At 72.4% G+C, this 21,487-nt stretch carries 20 protein-coding genes; 6 read left to right on the top strand and 14 right to left on the bottom strand.

Annotated features, from left to right (window positions below; genetic code table 11):
- Positions 1-102 precede the first annotated feature (102 nt).
- The gene (locus ACIPTO_RS36500) at positions 103-1,095 is read right to left on the bottom strand and encodes an enoyl-CoA hydratase/isomerase family protein (RefSeq protein ID WP_401199249.1); all 993 of its coding nucleotides are present in this window, start codon (positions 1,093-1,095) and stop codon (positions 103-105) included.
- 70 nt (positions 1,096-1,165) lie between these two features.
- On the opposite strand from ACIPTO_RS36500, the gene ACIPTO_RS36505 reads away from it, so the two are divergent.
- Together ACIPTO_RS36505 and ACIPTO_RS36510 are read left to right on the top strand one after the other, a co-directional pair.
- Positions 1,166-2,197: a CoA transferase gene (locus tag ACIPTO_RS36505; RefSeq protein WP_401199251.1), complete on the top strand. Its 1,032-nt coding sequence runs from the start codon at positions 1,166-1,168 to the stop codon at positions 2,195-2,197.
- Positions 2,197-3,441 carry an amidohydrolase family protein gene (locus ACIPTO_RS36510; RefSeq protein ID WP_401199253.1) on the top strand — a complete coding sequence of 415 codons (1,245 nt, stop codon included), beginning with the start codon at positions 2,197-2,199 and terminating at the stop codon, positions 3,439-3,441. Before ACIPTO_RS36505 ends, ACIPTO_RS36510 begins: the two co-directional genes overlap by 1 nt.
- Position 3,442: 1 nt before the next feature.
- Here ACIPTO_RS36510 and ACIPTO_RS36515 read toward each other — a convergent pair whose 3' ends face one another.
- The 12 genes from ACIPTO_RS36515 to ACIPTO_RS36570 form a co-directional block, all read right to left on the bottom strand.
- The gene (locus tag ACIPTO_RS36515) at positions 3,443-4,168 is read right to left on the bottom strand and encodes an SDR family NAD(P)-dependent oxidoreductase (RefSeq protein ID WP_401199474.1); all 726 of its coding nucleotides are present in this window, start codon (positions 4,166-4,168) and stop codon (positions 3,443-3,445) included.
- A 46-nt stretch (positions 4,169-4,214) separates the two neighbouring features.
- Positions 4,215-5,363, bottom strand: a complete 1,149-nt coding sequence (locus tag ACIPTO_RS36520; RefSeq protein WP_401199255.1) for an acyl-CoA dehydrogenase family protein — start codon at positions 5,361-5,363, stop codon at positions 4,215-4,217.
- 11 nt (positions 5,364-5,374) lie between these two features.
- Positions 5,375-6,523 (bottom strand): thiolase family protein, encoded by a 1,149-nt coding sequence (locus tag ACIPTO_RS36525; protein ID WP_401199257.1) that lies wholly within the window; start codon positions 6,521-6,523, stop codon positions 5,375-5,377.
- Positions 6,520-7,353, bottom strand: a complete 834-nt coding sequence (locus ACIPTO_RS36530; RefSeq protein WP_401199259.1) for an enoyl-CoA hydratase/isomerase family protein — start codon at positions 7,351-7,353, stop codon at positions 6,520-6,522. The genes ACIPTO_RS36525 and ACIPTO_RS36530 overlap by 4 nt, the downstream gene beginning before the upstream one ends.
- The gene (locus ACIPTO_RS36535) at positions 7,350-8,576 is read right to left on the bottom strand and encodes a CaiB/BaiF CoA transferase family protein (protein ID WP_401199261.1); all 1,227 of its coding nucleotides are present in this window, start codon (positions 8,574-8,576) and stop codon (positions 7,350-7,352) included. Before ACIPTO_RS36535 ends, ACIPTO_RS36530 begins: the two co-directional genes overlap by 4 nt.
- A gap of 16 nt (positions 8,577-8,592) precedes the next feature.
- Positions 8,593-10,191: a FadD3 family acyl-CoA ligase gene (locus ACIPTO_RS36540; protein ID WP_401199263.1), complete on the bottom strand. Its 1,599-nt coding sequence runs from the start codon at positions 10,189-10,191 to the stop codon at positions 8,593-8,595.
- A 15-nt stretch (positions 10,192-10,206) separates the two neighbouring features.
- Complete coding sequence (locus ACIPTO_RS36545) at positions 10,207-11,346, bottom strand: acyl-CoA dehydrogenase family protein (RefSeq protein WP_401199265.1); 1,140 nt, start codon at positions 11,344-11,346, stop codon at positions 10,207-10,209.
- Positions 11,343-12,314 carry an acyl-CoA dehydrogenase family protein gene (locus ACIPTO_RS36550; RefSeq protein ID WP_401199267.1) on the bottom strand — a complete coding sequence of 324 codons (972 nt, stop codon included), beginning with the start codon at positions 12,312-12,314 and terminating at the stop codon, positions 11,343-11,345. The genes ACIPTO_RS36545 and ACIPTO_RS36550 overlap by 4 nt, the downstream gene beginning before the upstream one ends.
- 2 nt (positions 12,315-12,316) lie before the next feature.
- On the bottom strand, positions 12,317-13,117 hold the full coding sequence (locus tag ACIPTO_RS36555) for an enoyl-CoA hydratase/isomerase family protein (RefSeq protein ID WP_401199269.1): 801 nt from the start codon (positions 13,115-13,117) through the stop codon (positions 12,317-12,319).
- 82 nt (positions 13,118-13,199) lie between these two features.
- Positions 13,200-14,000, bottom strand: coding sequence for a FadR/GntR family transcriptional regulator (locus ACIPTO_RS36560; protein WP_401199271.1), 801 nt, complete (start codon positions 13,998-14,000; stop codon positions 13,200-13,202).
- Between the two features lie 150 nt (positions 14,001-14,150).
- Complete coding sequence (locus ACIPTO_RS36565) at positions 14,151-14,918, bottom strand: SDR family NAD(P)-dependent oxidoreductase (protein WP_401199273.1); 768 nt, start codon at positions 14,916-14,918, stop codon at positions 14,151-14,153.
- Positions 14,919-16,085 carry an acyl-CoA dehydrogenase family protein gene (locus tag ACIPTO_RS36570; protein ID WP_401199275.1) on the bottom strand — a complete coding sequence of 389 codons (1,167 nt, stop codon included), beginning with the start codon at positions 16,083-16,085 and terminating at the stop codon, positions 14,919-14,921.
- Between the two features lie 127 nt (positions 16,086-16,212).
- On the opposite strand from ACIPTO_RS36570, the gene ACIPTO_RS36575 reads away from it, so the two are divergent.
- The 3 genes from ACIPTO_RS36575 (at position 16,213) to ACIPTO_RS36585 (ending at position 19,458) form a co-directional block, all read left to right on the top strand.
- Positions 16,213-16,593, top strand: coding sequence for a DoxX family protein (locus ACIPTO_RS36575; protein ID WP_401199277.1), 381 nt, complete (start codon positions 16,213-16,215; stop codon positions 16,591-16,593).
- Positions 16,590-17,057, top strand: a complete 468-nt coding sequence (locus ACIPTO_RS36580; protein WP_366315584.1) for a peroxiredoxin — start codon at positions 16,590-16,592, stop codon at positions 17,055-17,057. The genes ACIPTO_RS36575 and ACIPTO_RS36580 overlap by 4 nt, the downstream gene beginning before the upstream one ends.
- 64 nt (positions 17,058-17,121) lie before the next feature.
- The gene (locus ACIPTO_RS36585; protein ID WP_401199279.1) at positions 17,122-19,458 is read left to right on the top strand and encodes a SpoIIE family protein phosphatase; all 2,337 of its coding nucleotides are present in this window, start codon (positions 17,122-17,124) and stop codon (positions 19,456-19,458) included.
- Positions 19,459-19,507: 49 nt separating this feature from the next.
- On the opposite strand, the gene ACIPTO_RS36590 is transcribed toward ACIPTO_RS36585, so the two are convergent.
- The gene (locus ACIPTO_RS36590) at positions 19,508-20,338 is read right to left on the bottom strand and encodes an aldo/keto reductase (RefSeq protein ID WP_401199281.1); all 831 of its coding nucleotides are present in this window, start codon (positions 20,336-20,338) and stop codon (positions 19,508-19,510) included.
- Positions 20,339-20,512: 174 nt separating this feature from the next.
- Here ACIPTO_RS36590 and ACIPTO_RS36595 point away from each other — a divergent pair, with 174 nt between their 5' ends.
- Positions 20,513-21,487 (top strand): TauD/TfdA dioxygenase family protein, encoded by a 975-nt coding sequence (locus tag ACIPTO_RS36595; RefSeq protein WP_401199283.1) that lies wholly within the window; start codon positions 20,513-20,515, stop codon positions 21,485-21,487.

A 21,487-nucleotide genomic window follows, 5' to 3' on the forward strand; every position in this document is an offset into this window, starting at 1 on the left:
GTACGACGGGCGTGACCGGACCAGAGACGTGATCGAACGCCGGTGTTCCCGAGGCCGCGGGATGGTCTCGGGGGCACCGGGCCGAAGCGCACGTGCCTGTCCCTAGTGCCGGAACCCGCGCCGAGAGGCCGCCGCCGCGCCGTCCGGCTCACCGCTCCCGCCGACTGCGCGGATCGCGTCGACGAGCCCCCACCGCAGCGCCTCCCCGGCGCCCAACTCCACTCCGGACAGGGCGAGATACGCCGTCCGCTCCCGGCCGACCCGCGCCGGGATGCTCGCCGTGCCGCCCGCACCAGGAATCAGCCCCATCCCGACCTCCGGCAACCGGATCACCGTGTCCGGCGCGGCGACCACGGTTCCCGCGAAGGCCGCGAGTTCTATCCCCGCACCGACACACGCACCGTGGAGATGCGCGGTCACCCGGGGAGCGCACCGGTGCAGCAGCGTGCCCGGACTGCGATGGACCCGCACCAGATGGGCCCGCGCCGGATCACGCGACGTACCGAACTCCGCGAGGTCCCCGCCGCTGCAGAAGGCCGGACCCGCCCCGTACAGCTCGACCCGCCGGATGGACGCATCGGCCACGGCCACCTCCAGCGCCTCGCACAACCCGTCCCGCGTGGCCGCGTCGAACGCGTTGCGCACCCAGGGCCGGTCCAGCGTGATGGACAGCCGGGAGCCGTCGCGTTCGAGCCGTACCGGTGTCCCGGCAGGCCGGTGGATGCGCCGGGGCGAGGCGGCCAGCCAGGACCGGAAGGCCGTTCCGCCCTGAAGCGTGGAATAGGCGAGGGATTCGAGAACGAGCCTGTCGGGGACGGAGAGCCCGCCGCCCATCCGCAGTACCTGCACCAGCGCGACGCACGCGGCGGCCCGACTCGCGACGACGCGACCCAGCTCCCGGGCCGTCGCGTCCGGGTCCGCGCATCCCACCCACGGCCTGGGCGGATCGGCGGCACCGGTGAGGAGGACGTCGAATCCGCCGACCACGTCCCTGGGTTCCGCCGCCACGCCGACCACGACACGGTCCCGGTCCCGGACGTCCGCTTCCCGGTCCGGGGTGCGGTCGAGATCGACGATCACGAAGGGCGGCTCCACGGTGATCTCCCTCCGGACGTGAACCGGAGTGTAATTTGAGATCACCTGTGGCGAGAAGGGAGTTCGGCTCATGGAGAACGACACTCTCCAATCCTGGATGGACTCCGTCGAACCGTTCCTGGCCCCGCTCGCCGGGACCGCGGCTTCGTTCACCGACCTGACGGGTGTCCCGGTCGACCTGCCGACCGCACTGTTCCTGCGGGCCCGACTGGCAGGCCTGGAACGCCCGTTCAGGACATCGGCCAACGGCTCCTGCCACCTCCTCGGAACCGCCGACGGCTGGGCCGCCGTGAACCTCGCCCGCCCCGACGACCTGGCCGCCGTACCCGCGCTCCTGGCGCTCCTCGGCTCGCCGGACGAGCCCGGAGGCCTGCGTGCGGCGGTACGAGGGAGTACGGCGGCCGAAGTGGCCGAGGCCGCACGGCTGCTCGGTGTCGCCGCTGCCGTGCCGGGATCGGCCCAGGGCGGACGGCCCGCGGTGCAGGCCCGGCGCTGCGGCGAACGGCGGTCGCGCGCGATGGCGGTGGTACGGGTCGTCGACTTCTCGGCGCTCTGGGCGGGGCCCCTGTGCGCACGGTTGCTGGGACTGGCGGGAGCGCGCGTGGTGAAGGTGGAGAGCGCGACGCGACCGGACGGTGCGCGCTCCGGGACACCCGCCTTCTACCGCTGGCTGCACGACGGGCACGACAGCGTGGTCGTGGACTTCGCCCCCGGTGCGCTGGACGGGATCGTCGCCGAGGCCGACGTCGTCATCGAGGCGTCCCGGCCGCGCGCGCTGCGCCGACTCGGGCTGCGGGCCGAGGAGTTCCTCGCCGCGCGCCCCGGCCGGGTGTGGGTCGGCATCACCGGATACGGCCGCGAGAACGACCGTATCGCCTTCGGGGACGACGCCGCCGTGGCCGGCGGGCTGACGGGCACCGCCCCCGACGGCGGCCCCGTCTTCCTCGGTGACGCGCTCGCCGATCCCGTCACCGGCGTGTTCGCCGCCCAGGCCGTGGCCCGTTCCCTGGCCGAGGGAGGCGGCGAACTGCTCTGCGTCTCCATGGCGGCCTGCGCCGCGACCCTCGCGGACGCGCGAACCGGGGCCCAACGACCGTGCTGATGAGGAACGTCGAGATCGAGGGCCACGCGGAGGCGGTGGACGTCCGGATCGACGGCGGGCGCATCGCCGAGATCGGGTCCCGGCTGACCGGGACGGCCGACGTGGACGGCCGCGGCGGTGCGTTGCTGCCGGGGCTGCACGACCATCACATCCACCTCGCGGCGCTGGCCGCCGAGGCCGCCTCCGTGCGGGTCGGGCCGACGGACGTGCCGGACCGAACGGCCTTTGCGGCGGCCCTGGTTGGCGGTCCGCCGGGGGAGTGGGTGCGGGCCGTCGGCTATCACGAGAGCGTCGCGGGGGAGCTGGACCGGTGGGCGCTCGACGCGCTCGCGCCGGACCGGCCGGTGCGGGTGCAGCACCGAACCGGTGCGCTGTGGGTGTGGAACAGCGCCGCGCTGCGGTCGGCAGGCATGGACGGCGACGGGCGGTTCTGGCGCGAGGACGAGCGGCTGCGCGGACGCGTGCCGCCCGTACGGCTGGACCTGGAGGGAGTGGGGCGGCGGGCGGGCGCGCTCGGCGTCACGGGGTTCACCAACGCCGACCCGCACCCCGCGAGCGGCCTCGTCCCGCTGCTGTCCGTCCTCCCGCAGCGGCTCCTCGTCATGGGCGTCGACGACCCCGTGAAACTGATCCTCGACGACCCGACGCTCCCCACGCCCTCCCAACTCGCCCGCCACATAGGGGAGATCAGGCCCCGGCCGGTCGCCGTGCACTGTGTGACCCGGGTACAGCTGCTGGTGACGCTGCTCGCCCTGGACGAGGCGGCCCCGGCCGACGGCGACCGCATCGAGCACGGGTCGGTGATACCGGCCGAGACGATCCCGTGGCTCCGGCGGCTCGGCGTGACGGTCGTGACCCAGCCCCACTTCCCGGCCGAACGGGCCGCCGCCTACGCCGCCGACGTGGACGCCGACGACCGCCCGCACCTCTACCGGTGCCGCAGCCTGACCGAGGCGGGCGTACCCCTCGCCGCCGGCACCGACGCGCCGTACGGCACCGCCGACCCCTGGGCGGTCATGCGGGCCGCGACCGAGCGGGAGGACGGGGAGCGCCTCCGACCCCGGGCGGCGCTGCGGCTGTTCACCGGCGAGGCCCGGCATCCCGCGCGGACACGCCGGTTGGCGGTCGGGTCCGAAGCCGACCTGTGCCTGCTCCGCGTACCGCTGCGCGAGGCACTCCGTACGCTGACCGGCGAACTGGTCCGTGCCACCTATGTGTCGGGGCGACGCATCGGGCCCGCCTGACCTACACGCTGTACCCGCCGTCGACGCCCAACGCCTGCCCGGTGATGAACCCGGCCCGGTCCGAGGCGAGGAACGCGACCGCCTCCGCGATGTCGGTCGCATCGCCGAAACGGCGCATCGGGATGTTGCGCCGGGTGACGGCGAGGGCGGCCTCGTCCAGCTCGCCCGTGCTGATCAGACGGCCGGCGATCCCGTCGTTGAGCATCCCGGGGGCCACGCAGTTCACGCGGACGCCGTACCGGCCCTCCTCGGCGGCGAGTGCCCTGGCGACGGCCTCGACCGCGCCCTTCGCGCCCGACGACAGGCCGTCGCGCACCGGGAAACGGCGGGTGGCGACGGTCGTCACGGCGACGACGCTGCCCCGGCTCTCCCGCAGCAGGGGCAGTGCGGGATGCACCAGGTTGAAGAACGCCACGGCGTCGCCCTCCAGTTGGGCGCGGTACTCGCTCGGCGTCACCCGGCTCAGATGCCGCATCGGGACATGCGGGCCCGCCGCGTACACGAGGGTGTGGATGCCGTGGGCCGTCCCGGACACCGCCTCGGCCGTGGCGGACTCGTCGGTCAGGTCCAGCGGCAGCGCGCGGACCTGACGGCCCAGCTTCGTGACCTCGGCGGCCACCGCGTCGGCCGCCTCCTGGTTGGCGCGGTAGGTGAACACGATGTCGCTGCCGCGCTCGGCGAGGAGTCGGACGATCGCCGCCCCGATCCCGCCCGAGCCGCCCGCCACGAACGCGACACCTGGTCTGCTGGAGAAGTCCGGCACCGTGACCGCCTCACAATCCGAGGGACTTGGCGATGATGACCTTCATGACCTCGCTCGTCCCGGCGTAGATGCGGGTGACGCGTGCGTCCGCGTAGAGCCGGGCGATGGGGTATTCCAGCATGTAGCCGTAGCCGCCGAACAGTTGCAGGCAGCGGTCGACCGCGCGGGCCTGCATCTCGGTGCAGAACAGCTTGACCTTGGCGGCGTCGGGACCGCTCAGTTCGCCCGCGACGAGGTCCAGCACCGCGCGGTCCAGCATGGCCTGCGCGGCCTCTGTCTCCGCCGCTACGGCGGCCAGTTCGAACTTGGTGTTCTGGAACGAGGCGACGGTCCTGCCGAACGCCTCGCGCTCCTTGACGTACGCGACGGTCGTGTCCAGTGCCGCGCGCGCCTGCGCCACCGAACCGACCGCGACGGTCATGCGCTCCTGGGGGAGGTTGCGGCCGAGGTAGCCGAACGCGGCGCCCTCCTCGCCGAGCCGGTTGGCGACCGGGACGCGCACGTCGTCGAAGGCCAACTCCACCGTGTCCTGCACCCTGATGCCCATCTTGTGCAGCACCCGGCCGCGCGCGAAGCCGGGCATGCCGTCCTCGACGACCAGCAGGGTGAGCCCGGCGCGGCGGTTGTCCGGGTCGGTCGATGTACGGGCCACGACGATCACCAGGTCGGCGAGGAGCCCGCCGGTGATGAAGGTCTTCGCGCCGTTGAGCACGTAGGTGTCCCCGTCGCGCACGGCGGTCGTGCGGATACCGGCCAGGTCGGAGCCCGTGCCCGGCTCGGTCATCGCGATGGCCGTCAGCAGCTTCCCGGAGGCCAGGCCGGGGAACCAGCGCTCGCGCTGGTCCCGGTCGGCATAGGCGAGGAAGTACGGCAGGACGACGTCGAGTTGGGTGCGCACGGTGCCCAACGTGACCAGGGCGCGGGCCGATTCCTCCTGGAGGACGACGTTGTAGCGGTAGTCGGCGAGGCCCGCCCCGCCGTACTCCTCGGGAACGGCCGTGCTCAACAGGCCCAGTGCACCCAGCTGTTCGAAGAGCGCGCGTGGGAGGCGGCCGGCCTCCTCCCACGCGGCGTAGTGGGGCACCACCTCGTGGGCGATGAAGTCCCGCGCGAGCGCGCGGAACGCCTCGTGGTCGTCGGTGAAGACGTCTCGGCGCACAACATCCCCTGTCAGGATACGAGTTCGACGACGGTGGCGTTGGCGGTGCCGCCGCCCTCGCACATGGTCTGCAGGCCGAGGCGGATCCCGCGGTCCCGCATGTGGTGGATCATCCGGGTCATCAGGACGGCACCCGACGCGCCGAGCGGATGCCCCAGCGCGATGGCGCCGCCGAGCGGGTTGAGCAGGGCCGGGTCCGCGCCGGTCTCGGCCAGCCAGGCGAGCGGGACGGGTGCGAAGGCCTCGTTGACCTCGAAGACGCCGACCTCCGCGAGGCCGATGCCCGCCTTGCGGAGCACCTTCTCCGTCGCCGGGACCGGACCGGTCAGCATGAGGACCGGATCGGAACCGGTGACGACGCCCGCGCGGTACCGCACGATCGGTGTCAGCCCCAACTCGCGTGCTTTTTCGGGGGTGGTGACCAGCAGGGCGGCGGCACCGTCGGAGATCTGGGAGGAGTTGCCCGCGTGGATCACCCCGTCCTCCTGGAACGAAGGCCTCAGCCTCGCGAGCGTGTCGGTGCTCGTGCCGCGCCGTATGCCCTCGTCGGCGGTCACGGTGTGCGAGCCGTCCGTCACCGGCACGATCTGCGCGTCGAACGCACCGGCGTCCTGCGCGGCCGCCGCCCGCTCGTGCGACAGCGCGGAGAACGCGTCGAGCACACCCCGGCCCAGACCCCACTTCCGCGCGATCCGCTCGGCGGAGACGCCCTGGTCGAAGGAGAGCCCCTCGTAGCGGGCGAGGACCTGAGGGCCGTACGGCGTCCCGCCGGCCCGTGAGGCGCCGAGCGGAATCCGGCTCATCACCTCGACCCCGCCCGCCACCACGACGTCCTGCTGACCCGACATGACCGCCTGGGCGGCGAAGTCCAGGGCCTGCTGGCCCGATCCGCAGGCCCGGTTCACCGTGGTGCCCGGGACGGTCTCGGGCCAGCCCGCGGCCAGCACCGCGTAGCGCCCGATGTTGCTCGACTGGTCGCCCAGCTGGCCCACGCAGCCCCACACCACGTCGTCGACGACCTCGGGGTCGAGGCCCGTGCGGTCGGCCAGTGCCTGAAGGACGAGGGCGGAGAGACCGGCCGCGTGCACCCCCGCCAGTCCGCCGTTCCGCCTGCCGACGGCGGTACGGACCGCCTCCACCACCACTGCCTCACGTGTCACGAGTCCTCCGTGGCTGTCGGCGCGGTCGCCCGCGGCGCCGTGCCCGGCACCGCCCAGCGCCCCGTGTAGTGAGCCGGACGCTTCTCGGTGAAGGCGGCGTACGCCTCCGGGATGTCCGCCGTGGCGAAGTTCACGGCCTGGGCCCGCGCTTCACCGGCCAGGGCCTCGCGCAGGGTGCGGTCGGCGTTCTCGTGCAGGAGCGCCTTGTTCTGGGCGAGCGCGACCGGCGCTCCGGCCACCAGCCGGGCCGCGAGGCCGCCGACGAACGCGTCGATCGTGGCGGCGTCCACGACCCAGGTCACCAGGTTCTGGGAGTGGGCCTCCGCCGCGCCGATCGTCTCGGCCAGCAGCACCAGCCGCTTCGCCTGCTGCAACCCCACCAGCCTCGGCAGCAGCCACGAGCCGCCGCAGTCCAGGGAGAGGGCGCGGCGCGCGAAGATCTGCGAGAACGTGGAGTCCGGGGTGGCCACGACGAGGTCGCAGCCCAGGGCGAGATTCCAGCCGGCGCCGACCGCCACGCCGTCCACCTTGGCGATCGTGGGGATCGGCAGCTCGTGGAGCAGCAGGGTGACGTCGTTCAGGGTCCGCATCCGGTACAGGGGGTGCTCGCCGCTGACGCCGTTGCGGATGTCCGCCCCGGAGCAGAAGGCGTCCCCGGCCCCGGTCAGGACGAGCGCACGCACCGTACGGTCGCTGCCCGCCGCGGAGAGCTCCGTTCGCAGCGCGTCCCACAGCTCGGCGTCGATCGCGTTCTTGCGGTGGGGCCGGTTCAGGGTGAGTGTCCGGACGCCGTCGGCATAGCTCGTCAGCAGCACCGGCCGCCCGGTCACAGCACGGCTCCCCGCGCCCGTAGAACGGCGATCTCCTCGTCGGTGAGGCCGAGTTCGGCGAGGACGGCGTCCGTGTGCCGGCCGAGTGCGGGCACCGCGCCCATCGGCGGGTCGTAGCCGTCGATGACCGGAGGCGGCAGCAGGGCGGGGACCGGACCGGACGGGGTGTCGATCTCGCGCCATCGGTCGCGAGCGCGCAGATGCGGGTGGGCGACGACGTCGCGCGGCGTGTTGTAGCGGGAGTTGCCGATGCCGGCCGCGTCCGCGCGGTCCTGTACGTCGGCCAGGTCGTGCCGGGCGCACCAGGCGCTGATCTCCGGCTCCAGCAGGGCGCGGTGTTCCACCCGCCCGGCGTTGCGGTGGAAGCGCGGGTCGTCGGCCAGGTCGGGCCGGTCGATCAACTCCCGTGCCAGGCGCTGCCATTCGCGGTCGTTCGTGGTGCCGAGGATCACGGTGTGGCCGTCCGCGGTGCGGTGGGCGCCGTAGGGGGCGACGGCGGGGGAGCTCATGCCGAGCGGCTGCTGCTCGATGCCGGAGTGGCGGGTGTAGGTGAGGGGGTATCCCATCAGCTCGGTCATCGTGTCGAACATGCTCACCGCGACGGACGAGCCGGCGGGCCCCACGCCGCGTTCCCTGCCGCACAGCAGCGCGACCACGGACAGCGCCGCGTACAGCCCGCTGGACACGTCGGCCATCGGCGGGCCCGGCTTGGCCGGCGCTCCGGGGTGGCCGGTCACCGCGCAGGCTCCCGACTCGGCCTGGACGAGGAGGTCGTAGGCGCGCTTGTGGGAGAGGGGGCCGCCGGGGCCGTAGCCGTCGATCTCCACGGCGATGAGCTGGGGGTGACGTGTCGTCAGATCGGTTGGTGCGATGCCGAGTTTGGCCGTGGTGCCGGGGGTGAGGTTGGAGACGAGGACGTCGGCGCGCTCCAGCAGGCGGTGCAGGACGGCCATGCCGTCGGGTGTCTTCAGGTCCAGGGCGACGGACTCCTTGCCCCGGTTGACCCAGACGAAGTGCGCTCCCAGGCCTTTCACCACGTCGTCGTAGTGGCGGGCGAAGTCGCCGCCCCTGGGGTTCTCGACCTTGATCACGCGGGCGCCGAAGTCGCCGAGCGTGCGGGTGCACATGGGAGCGGAGATCGCCTGCTCCAGTGCGACCACGGTGATTCCGGCCAGCGGCCCGGTCGTTGTGGTCGCGGGACTCGGCGTGTGGGGACGCGGCATGTCGGGACTCGTCATCTCAGATCGTGGCGTCTCGGGTCGCGGCCGTGAACCGGGCCCGGAGTTCGTCCTTCAGCACCTTCTGGCTCGCGTTGCGCGGGAGACTGCCGACGAAGCGGACGTGCCGGGGGACCTTGAAGTTGGCCATGCGCTCGCGGGCCCAGGCGATGACCTCGGTCTCGGTCGGCGTGCGCTCGGGCGACGCGACCACGAAGGCGCAGCCGACCTCGCCGAGGCGTTCGTCGGGCACGCCGATCACCGCGACCTGCTGAACGTTCTCGCAGTCGAGGAGCAGCTTCTCTATCTCCGCCGGATAGGCGTTGAAGCCGCCCACGATGTACATCTCCTTCTTGCGGTCGACGACGGCGAGCCTGCCGTCGTCGTCGAGCCGGCCGATGTCCCCGGTGTGCAGCCAGCCCTCGGCGTCGATCGTCGCGGCGGTGGCGTCGGGGTCGTCCCAGTAGCCCCGAGTGACGTTGTGGCCGCGGACGAGGATCTCGCCGTCGAGACCGGTCGGGACGTCCAGGCCGTCGGCGGCGACGACGCGTACCCGCACACCGGGAATGGGGCTTCCGGTGGTGCGGGCGACGGTCTCCTCGGAGTCGCCGACCCGTGTCGTGGTCACCAGCGCCGTCGACTCGGTGAGGCCGTAGGCGCTCATCACGATGTCGAATCCCAGGTCCGTCCTCATGGCGCGGATCAGGGGTTCCGGGACTGTGGTGCCGCCGGTCATGGAGACCCGCAGCGACGACAGGTCGTGTGCCCGGCGGTCCGGGTGGTGGACGAGGTCGTGGAAGATGGTCGGCGGCCCGAGGAGGATGCTCACCCGTTCCCGGGCGATCAGGTCCAGGGCACGCCCCGCGTCGAAGACGGGCATCGGGATCACGGTCACGCCGTGCATCAGGGAGGCCAGCCAGCCCGCCTTGTAGCCGAAGCAGTGGAAGAAGGGCGGGATCACCAGGAAGGTGTCGGAAGCCCCGAAGGTGTACTCCTCCGCCATCCAGCCGTAGGTGCGCAGGGACTGGCCGTGGCTGAGCATCACGCCCTTCGGGTGGCCGGTCGTGCCGGACGTGAACATCACGTCGGCCACGTGGTCCGGGGTCAGACGGTCGATCGACGCATGGGCGGCGGACGGCGGCACGCCTTCTCCCGCGGCGAGAAATCCGCTCCAGGTCAGTGCGGCGGCTCCCCGCGGGCCGAGGACGGACACCGTCTTCCGGAGAGCGGGCAGCCCCGGATCGGCCTCCCGCAGCTCGCCGATGTAGTCGTGGCCCAGGAAGGGCGAGGCGAACACGGCCGCCGCCTCCGACGTGCGCAGGATGTACGAGAGCTCGCGCGCCTTGAACCGTGTGTTGAGCGGCACGAGGATCGCCCCGGCGCCGTGGATGCCCAGCGCGGCGAAGATCCACTCCGCCGAGTTGGGGGCGCACAGCCCGACCCGGTCGCCCGGTTCGACGCCGAGCGCCAGGGTGGCGCGGACCGCGTCGACCATCCGCTCCTCGACCTGCCGGAACGTCCACCGGCGGTCCCCGTCGATGAGCGCGGTAGCGTCCCCGAAGCGCCGGGCGGCCAGCCTGATGACGTTCGGAATGCTCAGGAATTCGTCGTCGTGGCGCATCAGTCGGCTCCAGGGCTAACCGTTCGAGGGCAGATGCAGGATCCGTTTGGCGATGATGTTCCGCTGGATCTGGGAGGTGCCGCCGTAGACGGAGGCCGCACGGGAGTAGAGGTAGTCGCCGAACAACTCGCTGCCGTCCCGGGCCAGTTCGCCCGGAAACACCTCAAGTGCCGTTTCGTGGAGCCGCTGTTCGGTGCGCGTCATCAGCAGTTTGTCCACGGACGACTCCGGTCCCGCGACCTGCCCGGCGAGACGCTCGGCGGTACGGCGGCGGGCGTGCGCGACCAGCACCTCGTAGTCCACGACGCACCGACCGATCCGCGACAGCAGCCCGTCGGGCAGGCTGCCTCGCTGCTCGGCGGCGTGGCGCCGGAGCCGCTCGACGAGAATCCCGTACTTCGAGATGTGCCCGGTGTCGAGGGCGTTCCGCTCGTACGACACCGTGGTCATCGCCAGCGCCCAGCCGACGCCCTCGGCGCCGATGCGCTCGGACTCCTCGACGCGGACGTCGTCCAGGAACAGCTCGCAGAACTCGTCGTCGCCGTTGGCCGCGCGCAGCGGTCGTACCGTCACCCCGGGGCGGTCCAGGGGCAGGACGAACGCGGAGATCGACGTGTGGGCCGGTGCCGTGCGATCGGTCCGGGCCAGCAGCAGGCACAGGCCGGAGTACTGGGCGTAGCTCGTCCAGAGTTTCTGGCCGCGCACGACGTAGTGGCCGTCGTGCCGCGCGGCGAAGGTGCTCATGCCCGCCAGATCGGAGCCGGCCCCCGGCTCGCTGAAGCCCTGGCACCACACCTCGTCGCCCGCCAGCATCCGCGGCAGGAAACGGAGTCGCTGCTCCTCCGAGCCGAACTCCAGCAATGCGTGGGCGAGATAGCCGATCCGGGGGACGCCCGGGGCGCGGCAGGCGCCCAGTTCGTCGCTGACGGCGACCTGGTGCAGCGCGGTCAGGCCCCGGCCGCCGTACCGCTCCGGGACGTCGAGTCCGACCCAGCCGCCCGAGTGCAGCAGCCGGTGCCAGCGGTGCAGGAAGACCGGGACCGGTTCACCCGACTGCCGTTCGGGAAGCGGGTGTTCGGCCAGCCAGGCGCGGAACTCCCGCCGCAGCCGGTCCAGATCGGCCGGGTCGCCGAAGTCGAGCGGGGTGTCGGTCATCGCGTCGCCTCCGGCATGGCCAGCGCGGGCAGCAGGTCGGACGTCGCGGCGAGCAGCGTCGACCCCAGGCGCACCTTGCGCAGATACAGGTGCGCGACGTGCTCCCAGGTCTGGGCGATCCCGCCGAAGACCTGCATGGCGGCATGAACCGCCTCCAGCGCCGAGGAGTTGACCTCCGCCTTCGCTGCCCGTGCCGTCGTCAGGGCCCGCTCCGGGGGCTCGTTGTCCAGACACCAGGCCGCGTAGCGCGTGACGCCGGCGCACGCCTCGACCAGGACCGTGGCGTCCGCCAGGAGATGCTGGACGGCCTGGAAGGAGCCGATCGGCCGTCCGTACTGGTGGCGGACGCTGGCGTATTCGACGCTCTGCTCGACCAGTGAGCGGGCCGCGCCGACGAGTTCGGCCGCCACGACGACCAGTGCGTAGGCCTGCCAGCGGAGTTGGTCCGCCGGAGTGAGGTGTCCTATGACCTGCGCGGGGCCGACAGGGGGCACCGAGCGCACCGAGCGAACGAGGTCCGTGCTCGGTGCGGGCGGGCCCATCTCCACCAGGGTGACCGCTCCGTCGGCGGTGACGCAGAGCGCGCTGTCGGCTCCCTCGCAGTCCCAGGCGACGAGAGCGGCCGACGTCCGTGCCGGGAAGCGGAGTTCAGGGGTGAGTGCGACGGTCGGGGTCGATCCCAGGGCGTCGGTGCCGAGCAGGCGGAGCAGCTCGGGGGCCAGCAGGACCGTGCCGAGCAGGGACGTGGTGAGCGGCCGGCGGCCGTGCTCCTCGGCGAGCAGCGCGCACTCCTGCGCGGTCGCCGCCGGGGGCGAGGTGCGCCGTAGACCGGTCAAGCCCAGCTCTTCCAGGGCCTGTTGAGCCGCCGACCGGGTCGACGGCTTCACCTCGTCCGCCGAGGTCACGCCGAAGCGGGTGGCCAGGGAGCGCACCATGTCGCGGACCAGGACGAACTCCTCGCGGTCCACGCTCAGTTCTCCTCGGAGGGGCGGGCGCGCCGTTCGGCGCGGGACGCGAGTCCGGTGAGGGCGCGGATGTGGTCCGGGCTGGTCATCGTGGCCCGTTCCGCCATCAGCGCCGCTTCCATCGCGCCGCGCGACACCTGCTCGACCAGTGTGGCGAGTGCCAGTTTCGTGGCGCGGAGGGCCTCGGCGGGCTGCGCCGCGAGCCGGTGGGCCAGGGCGAGGGCCTCGCGCATCAGGTCGTCGGGCGGGACCGTGCGGTTGGCGAGGCCGAGTTCGACCGCCGTGGCGGCGGGGATGCGGTCGCCGGTGAAGAGGTACTCCTTGACCCTCAACAGGCTTGTCAGCAACGGCCAGAGAGTGACTCCGCCGTCACCGGCCACCAGGCCCACCGACACATGCGGGTCCGCGATGTAGGCGTCGTCGGCGATCAGTACGAGATCGCAGGCCAGGGCGAGGCTGCACCCCAGGCCCACCGCCGGGCCGTTGACGGCGGCGACCACCGGCAGCGGGAAGCGGATCATCTCGGTCTGGATGGTGCGGTCGAGGCGGATGGACCGCTCCCGCAGCTCCGGGTCGGTGTGGTGGCGCAGGAGATGGTCGAAGTCGCCGCCCGCGCTGAACGCGCGGCCCGCGCCCGTCAGGACGACGGCCCGCGCCTTCGTGTCGTCGGCGAGTTCGCGCCACACCTCCGACAGGCGGCGGTGCAGTTCCTCGGACACGCCGTTCAGCCGGTCCGGGCGGTTCAGGGTGACGATGCGGACGTCTCCGTCGGCGGCCACGGTCAGCACGGGACTCACCTCGCTCATACCGCGATGGTATGAAAGGTCAGACCGATACTGTCAATGGTGTTGCACGAGAAAGAGAATCACATTCTCATTCTTGAAGCAATCAGCTCTCCGGACCGGTGAGATCCACGCCGTCCCGTCGGTCGACCTCCGCGGCGGCCCGCGCGAAGCCGCACACATGGCGGGTCATCCGGCGCATCGCCGCCTCGCTGTCGCCGTCCCGGATGGCCTCGGTGATGCGGGCGTGGGCCCGGGCGGTGAGGTCGCGGATGCCCGCGTCCATGAACTGCTCGATGTCGGTGGCCGCGTGGATCGACTGCGAGAGAGCGCTCATGAACCCGATGAGAAGCTCGTTCTCCCCGGCCCGCGCCACCGCGTTGTGCCAGCGGATGTTGGCGCGCAGGAAGCGCTGGATGTCCTCGTCCGCCGCGACGAGGTCCGCGTGGGCGTCCTCCAGCTCCGCCAGGTCGGCGTCCGTGCGGCGCCGCGCCGCGAGCGCCGCGCACGCGGGCTCGATCGCCTCCCGGGTCTCGTGCAGGTCCTCCAGCCGGATGCGCTGGCCCCGGATCACCAACCGCACGGTGTTCGCGAGGGATTCGCGGCCCGGCCGGTGCACGAAGGCCCCGCCGCCGCGCCCCGGCCGGATCTCCAGGAGGCGTTCGACCTCAAGGATGCGCAGCGCCTCGCGCACCGTGGCCCGGCTCAGCCCCGTCTGCTCGACCAGCTGGCGCTCCGGCGGCAGCGCGGTGCCCTCCGTGAACTCCCCGGAGAGAATCCGCTCGCGCACCTCGCCCGCGAGGACGTCCGAGGCCTTGGGGACGGTGAGCGTGTCGAAGCGCGGCCGGGGTTCACCGGCCGCGGCGCGCCCCCGGGCGGTGCGGGACGGGTGCTCGGCGCTCTGCACAGGTTCAGCCCTCTCGTCGAAGGCCGCGCTCCTCGGCCTCTTTGGCTGAACCATTCAACACAGCGGGCGCGGCGCCTGTCACTTCACCGTCCCGCGCGGCTCGTACGGCGGCTGTCACGCCACCGTCCCGTGCGCCCCGCGCCCCGCCCCTCACATCACCATCCCGCCGTCCACCGGCAGCACCTGCCCCGTGATGAAGGAGGCCGCGTCGGAGGCGAGGAACACGAAGCTGCCCGCGATCTCCGCCGGCTCGGCCCAGCGGCCCAGCGGAATGCGGGCGAGCATCTGGGCGGAGAACTTCTCGTGGGTGCGGATCGTCTCCGTCATGGGGGTCGCCGCCAGCGGGGCGAGGGCGTTGACCAGGACGCGCCGCCGTGCCAGTTCGCGGGCCAGGGACTTCGTCAGGCCGATGACGCCCGCCTTGGCGGCCGAGTAGTTGACCTGCCCGAGCGTGCCGACCAGGCCCGCCGACGAGGTGACGTTGATGATCCGCCCCCTGCCGTCGTCCGGGAGGAACGGCAGCGCGGCCTGCGCGCAGTGGAAGCTGCCCATCACATGGATGTCGAGGACGCGGCGGAACGCCTCCTCCTCCAGCTTGTCGAACATGGCGGGGGCGATGACACCGGCGTTGTTGACCAGGATGTGCAGCGTGCCGTCGGCGAGCGCCGCCGCGCGGGCCACCGCGGCGTCGGCGGCGGACCGGTCCCGTACGTCGAGGGACGCGCTGTCCGCCGTGAGACCCGCCGTCTTCATCTTCCCGGCGACGGCCGCGGCGGCCGATCCGTCGACGTCGGTCACCAGTACCGCGGCTCCCGCGCGCGCCAGCGCCTCGGCGACGGCGGAACCGATGCCGCCGCCCGCGCCGGTGACCAGTGCCGAGCGGCCCGTGAGGTCGAACAGCCCTGTGCTGTCGGTCATTCAGTAGCTCCTCGGGAGTCCCAGCGTGTGTGATCCCAGGTAGTTCAGGATCATTTCCTGGCTGATCGGTGCGATGCGCATGAGGCGGGCCTCGCGGAAGTAGCGGGCCACGCCGTACTCCTCGGCGTAGCCCATGCCTCCGTGGGTCTGCAGGGCCCGGTCGGCGGCCGTGAACCCGGCGTCGGCGCACAGGTACTTGGCGGTGTTCGCCTCCCGCCCGCAGGGCCTCCCGTGGTCGTAGAGCCAGGTCGCCTTGCGGAGCACGAGTTCCGCCGCGTCGAGGCGGGCCAGGGAGTCCGCGAGCGGGAACTGGACGGCCTGGTTCATGCCGATCGGGCGGCCGAAGACGACGCGCTCCCTGCCGTAGCGGACGGCCTTGTCGAGCGAGGCGCGGCCGATGCCGAGGGCTTCGGCCGCGATGAGCATGCGTTCCGGGTTGAGGCCGTCGAGGAGGTAGCGGAAGCCCTGGCCCTCCTCGCCGACGCGGTCCTCGACCGGGACGCGCAGGTCGTCGATGAAGAGTTCGTTCGAGGTGACGGCGTTGCGGCCCATCTTCGGGATCGGGCGGACGTCGATGCGGTCGCGGTCGATGTCGGTGAGGAACAGGGTCATGCCGTCGGTCTTCCTGGCGACCTCGTCCGCCCTGCTGGTGCGGGTCAGCAGCAGGACCTTCTCCGACTCCACCGCCTTGGAGATCCACACCTTGCGGCCGTTGACGACGTAGTGGTCGCCGTCCCGGCGGGCGTACGTCGTGATGCTCGCGGTGTCGAGGCCCGCGCCCGGTTCGGTGACGCCGAAACAGACGTGCAGGTCGCCGTCGGCGACGCGCGGGAGGGTGCGCCGCTTCAGCTCCTCGGAGCCGTGGACCACCACCGGATGCATGCCGAAGATGGACAGGTGGATCGCGCTGGCCGCGTTCATCCCGCCGCCCGAGCGGGCCACCTCCTCCAGGAGCAGGCTGGCCTCGGTGATGCCGAGGCCGTGGCCGCCGTACTCCTCCGGGATGGTGATGCCGAGCCAGCCGCCGCCCGCGACGGTGTCGTAGAACTCCGTCGGGAACTCGTGCGCCTGGTCCTTGGCCATCCAGTACTCGTCGCCGTAGTCGCGCAGCAGTCCGGCGACGGACGAGCGGATCGTTTCCTGGTCCTCGGTCAGCTCAAAGTCCATGGGCGGGACCCTTCTCCGGTTCCGGCTGCGAAACATATCAAAGGTCAGACCGAAAAAGGAGAGCCGCCGTCACCACGCCCGCTTACCGTGGAGTAACATCGCGCGGCAGGCCACCAGAGGAGGAACCGTGCCACGGTCCGAACGCTCGTCACTGCTGCTCGCCGGTCTGCTGGCGACCGCCGGGGTCGCCCACTTCGCCTCGCCGAAGCAGTTCGACGCGATCATCCCGCGCTCCCTGCCGGGGCCGCCCCGGACCTGGACGTACGCGAGCGGGGTCGTGGAACTGGCGCTGGCCGCCGGGATCGCCGTGCCGCGCACCCGGCGCACGGCCGCGCTGGCCGCCGCGGGCTTCTTCGTCGGCGTGTTCCCGGCCAACGCGCGGATGGCGCTGGACTGGCGGAATCGTCCGGCCCCGCAGAAGGCGGCGGCCTACGGGCGGCTGCCGCTGCAGATTCCCCTCGTACTGTGGGCCCGTAGTGTCGCGAAGAATGGAGAAGGACGGTCATGACAGGACGCCTGGGTGTCGGTGACAAGGTCGAGGACTTCACGCTGCCGGACGAGACCGGCGCGGAACGCAGCCTCGACGGACTGCTCGCCGAAGGGCCGGTGGTGCTGTTCTTCTACCCGGCCGCGATGACCGCCGGCTGCACCGCCGAGGCCTGCCACTTCCGTGATCTGGCCGCCGAGTTCGCGGCCGTCGGCGCGCGACCCGTCGGGATCAGCGGCGACAGCGTCGACAAGCAGCAGGAGTTCGCCGGGAAGCACACCCTGGGCATGCCCCTGCTCTCGGACGCCGACGGCGCGATCCGGGAGCGGTTCGGCGTCAAGCGCGGCTTCTCGCTCGCGCCCACCAAGCGGGTCACGTTCGTCATCGGCGAGGACCGCACGATCCTGGAGGTCGTCTCCAGCGAACTGCGGATGAACACCCACGCCGACCGGGCCCTCGCCGCGCTCCGCACCCACCGGAAGTGACGCGGGAGCCACCAATGCCGTACCGCGGTTGTTGCGGCGCGGTACAGGGATCATCCTGGACGACATGGAGCAGGCCTCCGCCGCGGCGGTCATCAGCGCCCGCGGCATCGTGACGGGGTGGAGCGAGGGTGCCCGGACCCTGACGGGATACCCGGCCGGCGAAGCCGTGGGCCGGCCGGTCGCGGCACTCCTCGCCGAACCCCTCTCCACCACGGCCGTCGCCGCGCTGACCGGACCCGTCGTCCTGCGGCACCGGGACGGCACCCCGCTCCCGCTCACCGTCCGGGCCTGCGAGATCCTCGGCCCGGACGGCACCCCGGACGGCTACGTCCTCACCGTCGAACCCCCCGCCGCACCCACGATCGCCGAGCAGGCCTTCCAGCAGGCGTCGATGTCCCTTTCCGTCTTCGACACCGGGCAGCGCTACGTTCGCCTCAACGACGTCGCCTGCCGCGTGATGGGAGTCTCCGAGGACGCCCTCGTCGGCCGGTACTTCCCCGAGAGCGTCGAGGACGCCGAACACAGCCGGGGCTTCCTGCGCAACCTGCGCACGGTCACCGAGACCGGCAGACCGGTCCGCTACGACAGCTGGGCGGGCGCCCCGGCGCTGAACCGGGAGCACGCCTGGAGCATCGAGATGTGGCCCCTCAAGGGCGACTCCGGAGAGGTGACCGGGGTCGGCCTCGCGGCGTTCGACAGCACCGAGCAGTACCTCGCCCAGCAGCGGCTGGCCCTCCTGAACGAGGCCGCCGCCCGCATCGGCACCACCCTCGACGTGGTCCGCACCGCCGAGGAACTCGTCGCACTCCTGGTCCCGCGCTACGCCGACTTCGCCAGCGTGGACCTGCTGCCCTGGGTGCTCGGCGCTGACGAACCGCCGCACCACCTGGACGGCGACGTGGTGCTGCGCCGCGTCGCGCACGGCTCACCCACCGAGGGCATCCCCGAGGCCGCCGTACGGCTGGGGGACGCGGACCACTACCCGCCGTTCTCACCTCCCGCGCGTGCCCTGCGCGAGGGACGGGCGGTGCGCAGCCAGGCGGGCGAACCCGACTTCGTCCGCTGGGTCGCGGACCGCAACGCCCGCTCCCCGGAAGGTCGTTCGCACCGCGAGGGCGTCCACTCGATGCTCGCGGTGCCGCTGCGCGCACGGGGCACCACCCTCGGCGTCGCGGTCGGCGTCCGCATCACCCACCCGGACGACTACGCCGCCGACGACGCCCTGTTCGCCGAGGAACTCGCCAGCCGCGCCGCCGTCTGCATCGACAACGGGCGCCGCTTCGCCCGCGAGCGCTCCACCGCACTCGCCCTCCAACACAGCCTGCTTCCCAGGGACTTGCCCGGACAGGCGGCCGTCGAGGTGGCCCACCGCTATCTGCCCTCCGGGTCCCTCGCGGGCATCGGCGGCGACTGGTTCGACGTGATCCCGCTCTCCGGCAGCCGGGTCGGCCTGGTCGTCGGCGACGTCGTCGGACACGGCATCACCTCCTCGGCGACCATGGGCCGCCTCTGCACGGCCGTCCGCACCCTCGCCGACGTGGACCTGCCGCCCGACGAACTCCTCACCCACCTCGACGACCTGGTCACCCACCTCGCGGCCGACGACACCGCCGACGAGGTCGCCGAACTCGGCGCCACCTGCCTCTACGCGGTCTACGACCCGGTCTCGCGCCGCCTCACCATGGCCGCCGCCGGACATCCACCGCCCGCCGTCGTCCTGCCCGGCGGCACCGCGAGCCTCGTCCCCATCGTCGCGGGAGCGCCGCTCGGCGTCGGCGGAATCCCTTTCGAATCAGTCGAGTTGGAGCTGCCCGAGGGCGCCACCGTGGCCCTGTACACGGACGGTCTCATCGAGGACCGCGAACGCGACGTCGACCACGCCACCGACGCGTTGTGCCATGCGCTGCTCACCCCCGCCGAGTCGCTGGACGCGCTGTGCGACGCGGTGCTGAAGGCCGTGATGCCGACGGAGCCCAGCGACGACGTGGCCCTCCTGCTGGTCCGCACCCGGGCGCTCGGCGCCGACCGGGTCGCCACCTGGGACATCGAGCCGGACCCCGCACACGTGGCCGGGGCCCGCCAGGCCGCCACCGAGCAACTCACCGCCTGGGGACTGGACGAGGAGGCCTTCGTCACCGAACTCGTCGTCAGCGAACTGGTCACCAACGCCATCCGCTACGGCGAACCACCCATCCAGCTCCGGCTGATCCGCGACCGCGCCCTCATCTGCGAGGTCTCCGACGCCAGTTCCACCTCACCGCACCTGCGCCGCGCCCACGCCTACGACGAAGGCGGACGCGGACTCCTCCTCGTCGCCCAGCTCACCCAGCGCTGGGGCAGCCGGCAGACCGGCAGCGGCAAGACCATTTGGGCGGAACAGCCACTCCCGCCACCGGACTGACCGGTCACCTCGCCTGCCGGCTCCCGGACATCCGGGAGCCCCGGACCACTCAGAACTCCTCGTGCGTCTCCGGGTCCCCGCCCAGCCGCTTCGGCGTGTGGCCGGAGATCGCGGCCAGTTGGGCCGGGCCCAGCTCGAAGCCGAAGATGTCGAGGTTCGCGCGCTGCCTGCCGGGGTCCGCCGACTTGGGGATCGGGACCGCCCCGAGCTGCGTGTGCCAGCGCAGCACCACCTGGCCCGGCGTCACCCCGAACGCCTCCGCGACGGTCACGACGGCGGGGTCGTCCAGCAGCTCGGAACCGCGCCCGAGCGGGCTCCAGCTCTCGGTGAGAACACCCTTCTCTGCGCCGAAGGCGCGCAGCTCGTCCTGCGGGAACAGCGGGTGCAGCTCGATCTGGTTGACGGACGGCAGGACGCCGGTCTCCTTCTCCAGCCGCTCGATGTGACCGGGCGTGAAGTTCGAGACCCCGATCGACCGGACGAGACCCTCCTCACGGAGCTTGATCATCGCCTTCCAGGAATCGACGAACCTGCCGACGCGGGGCAGCGGCCAGTGGATCAGATACAGGTCCACGTACTCGACGCCGAGCCGCGCCCGGGACTCCTCGAACGACGCGAGGGTCTCCTCGTAGCCGTGATGGCGGCCCGGCAGCTTCGTCGTCACGACGATCTCCTCGCGCGGCACACCGCTGCGGGCGATGCCCCGGCCGACACCCGTCTCGTTGCGGTAGTTCGTCGCCGTGTCCACCAGGCGGTAGCCCATGCGCAACGCGCCGTCGACGGCCTCCTCCGCCGTCGCGTCGTCCATCGGCCAGGTGCCCAGGCCGATGGCGGGGATCTTCGTACCGTCGTTGAGCGTGTGCGTCGGGGTGCTGATCACGGTCGGACCTTCCCTTGAGTGTGCGGTACACCCAGTATGGGTGACCGGAACCCCTGTCGCCCCGCGCGGTGATCACTGACACGATCTTCCTTGGAACCCGTACGACCTGGGTACGACCGCTGGGGAGGCCCCGGTGCGGACGACCGGCCGGGCACGTACGACGACGGAGTGAGCATGACGACGGACAGCGGTACGACGGACGAGGCGGTGCGGGTGGACGGCATGGAGGTGAAGCCCGCCGCCGGGCACATCGGGGCGGAGATCACCGGTGTCGACCTGGCCGGAGAACTCGACGACGCCGTGGTGGCCGCTGTCCGGGCGGCGGTGCTGCGCTGGAAGGTCGTGTTCTTCCGCGAGCAGCGCCTCGACCACGCCGGGCAGGTGGCGTTCGCGCGCCGCTTCGGCGAACCGGTCGTGCTCGGGCGCCGCGGCAGCGCGTCACCGGCCGGCTTCCCGGAGGTCGAAACGACCGCGGACCGGCTGGAGTTGGGCGGCCGGTTCGGCATGGAGCACGAGGAGTGGCTGGAGCGGCGCAGGCACACCCTGCTGCGCGGCTGGCACTGCGACCACGGCGCCCGCGTCGACCCGCCCGCCGCGACGATCCTCCGCGCGGAGACCGTCCCGCCCTACGGGGGCGACACCACCTGGTCGAACCTGGCCGCCGCGTACGCCGGACTCTCGCAGCCGGTACGGGAGTTCGTCGACGGACTGCGGGCCGAGCACCGGCTCGGCGTCGGCTATCAGCCACGCCCCGGCGACGACGCCTACGTCCGCCACCTCCTGGACCACCAGGTGGCCTCCGTGCATCCGCTGGTCCGGGTGCACCCCGAGACGGGGGAGCGGGTGCTGTTCGTCAACGGCTACTACCTGGAGCGGATCACCGGCGTCTCCCGTGCGGAGAGCGTGGCGATCCTGGAGATGCTGCTGGCCCAGGCCACCCGGCCCGAGTACACGGTGCGGTTCCGCTGGGAGCCGGGCAGCGTGGCCTTCTGGGACAACCGGGCCACCATCCACCTCGCCCCCAGCGACAACGCCCACCTCGGCTTCCCGCGCACCATGCACCGGGTGATGCTCACCGGCGACATACCGGTCGGCGTGGACGGCAAGCCGTCGGACCCGATCGTCGGTACGGAGCAGGGCCGCTGGTGA

Source organism: Streptomyces sp. NPDC090083 (genome assembly GCF_044747445.1).
In the GTDB taxonomy this organism is placed as follows: Bacteria; Actinomycetota; Actinomycetes; order Streptomycetales; family Streptomycetaceae; genus Streptomyces.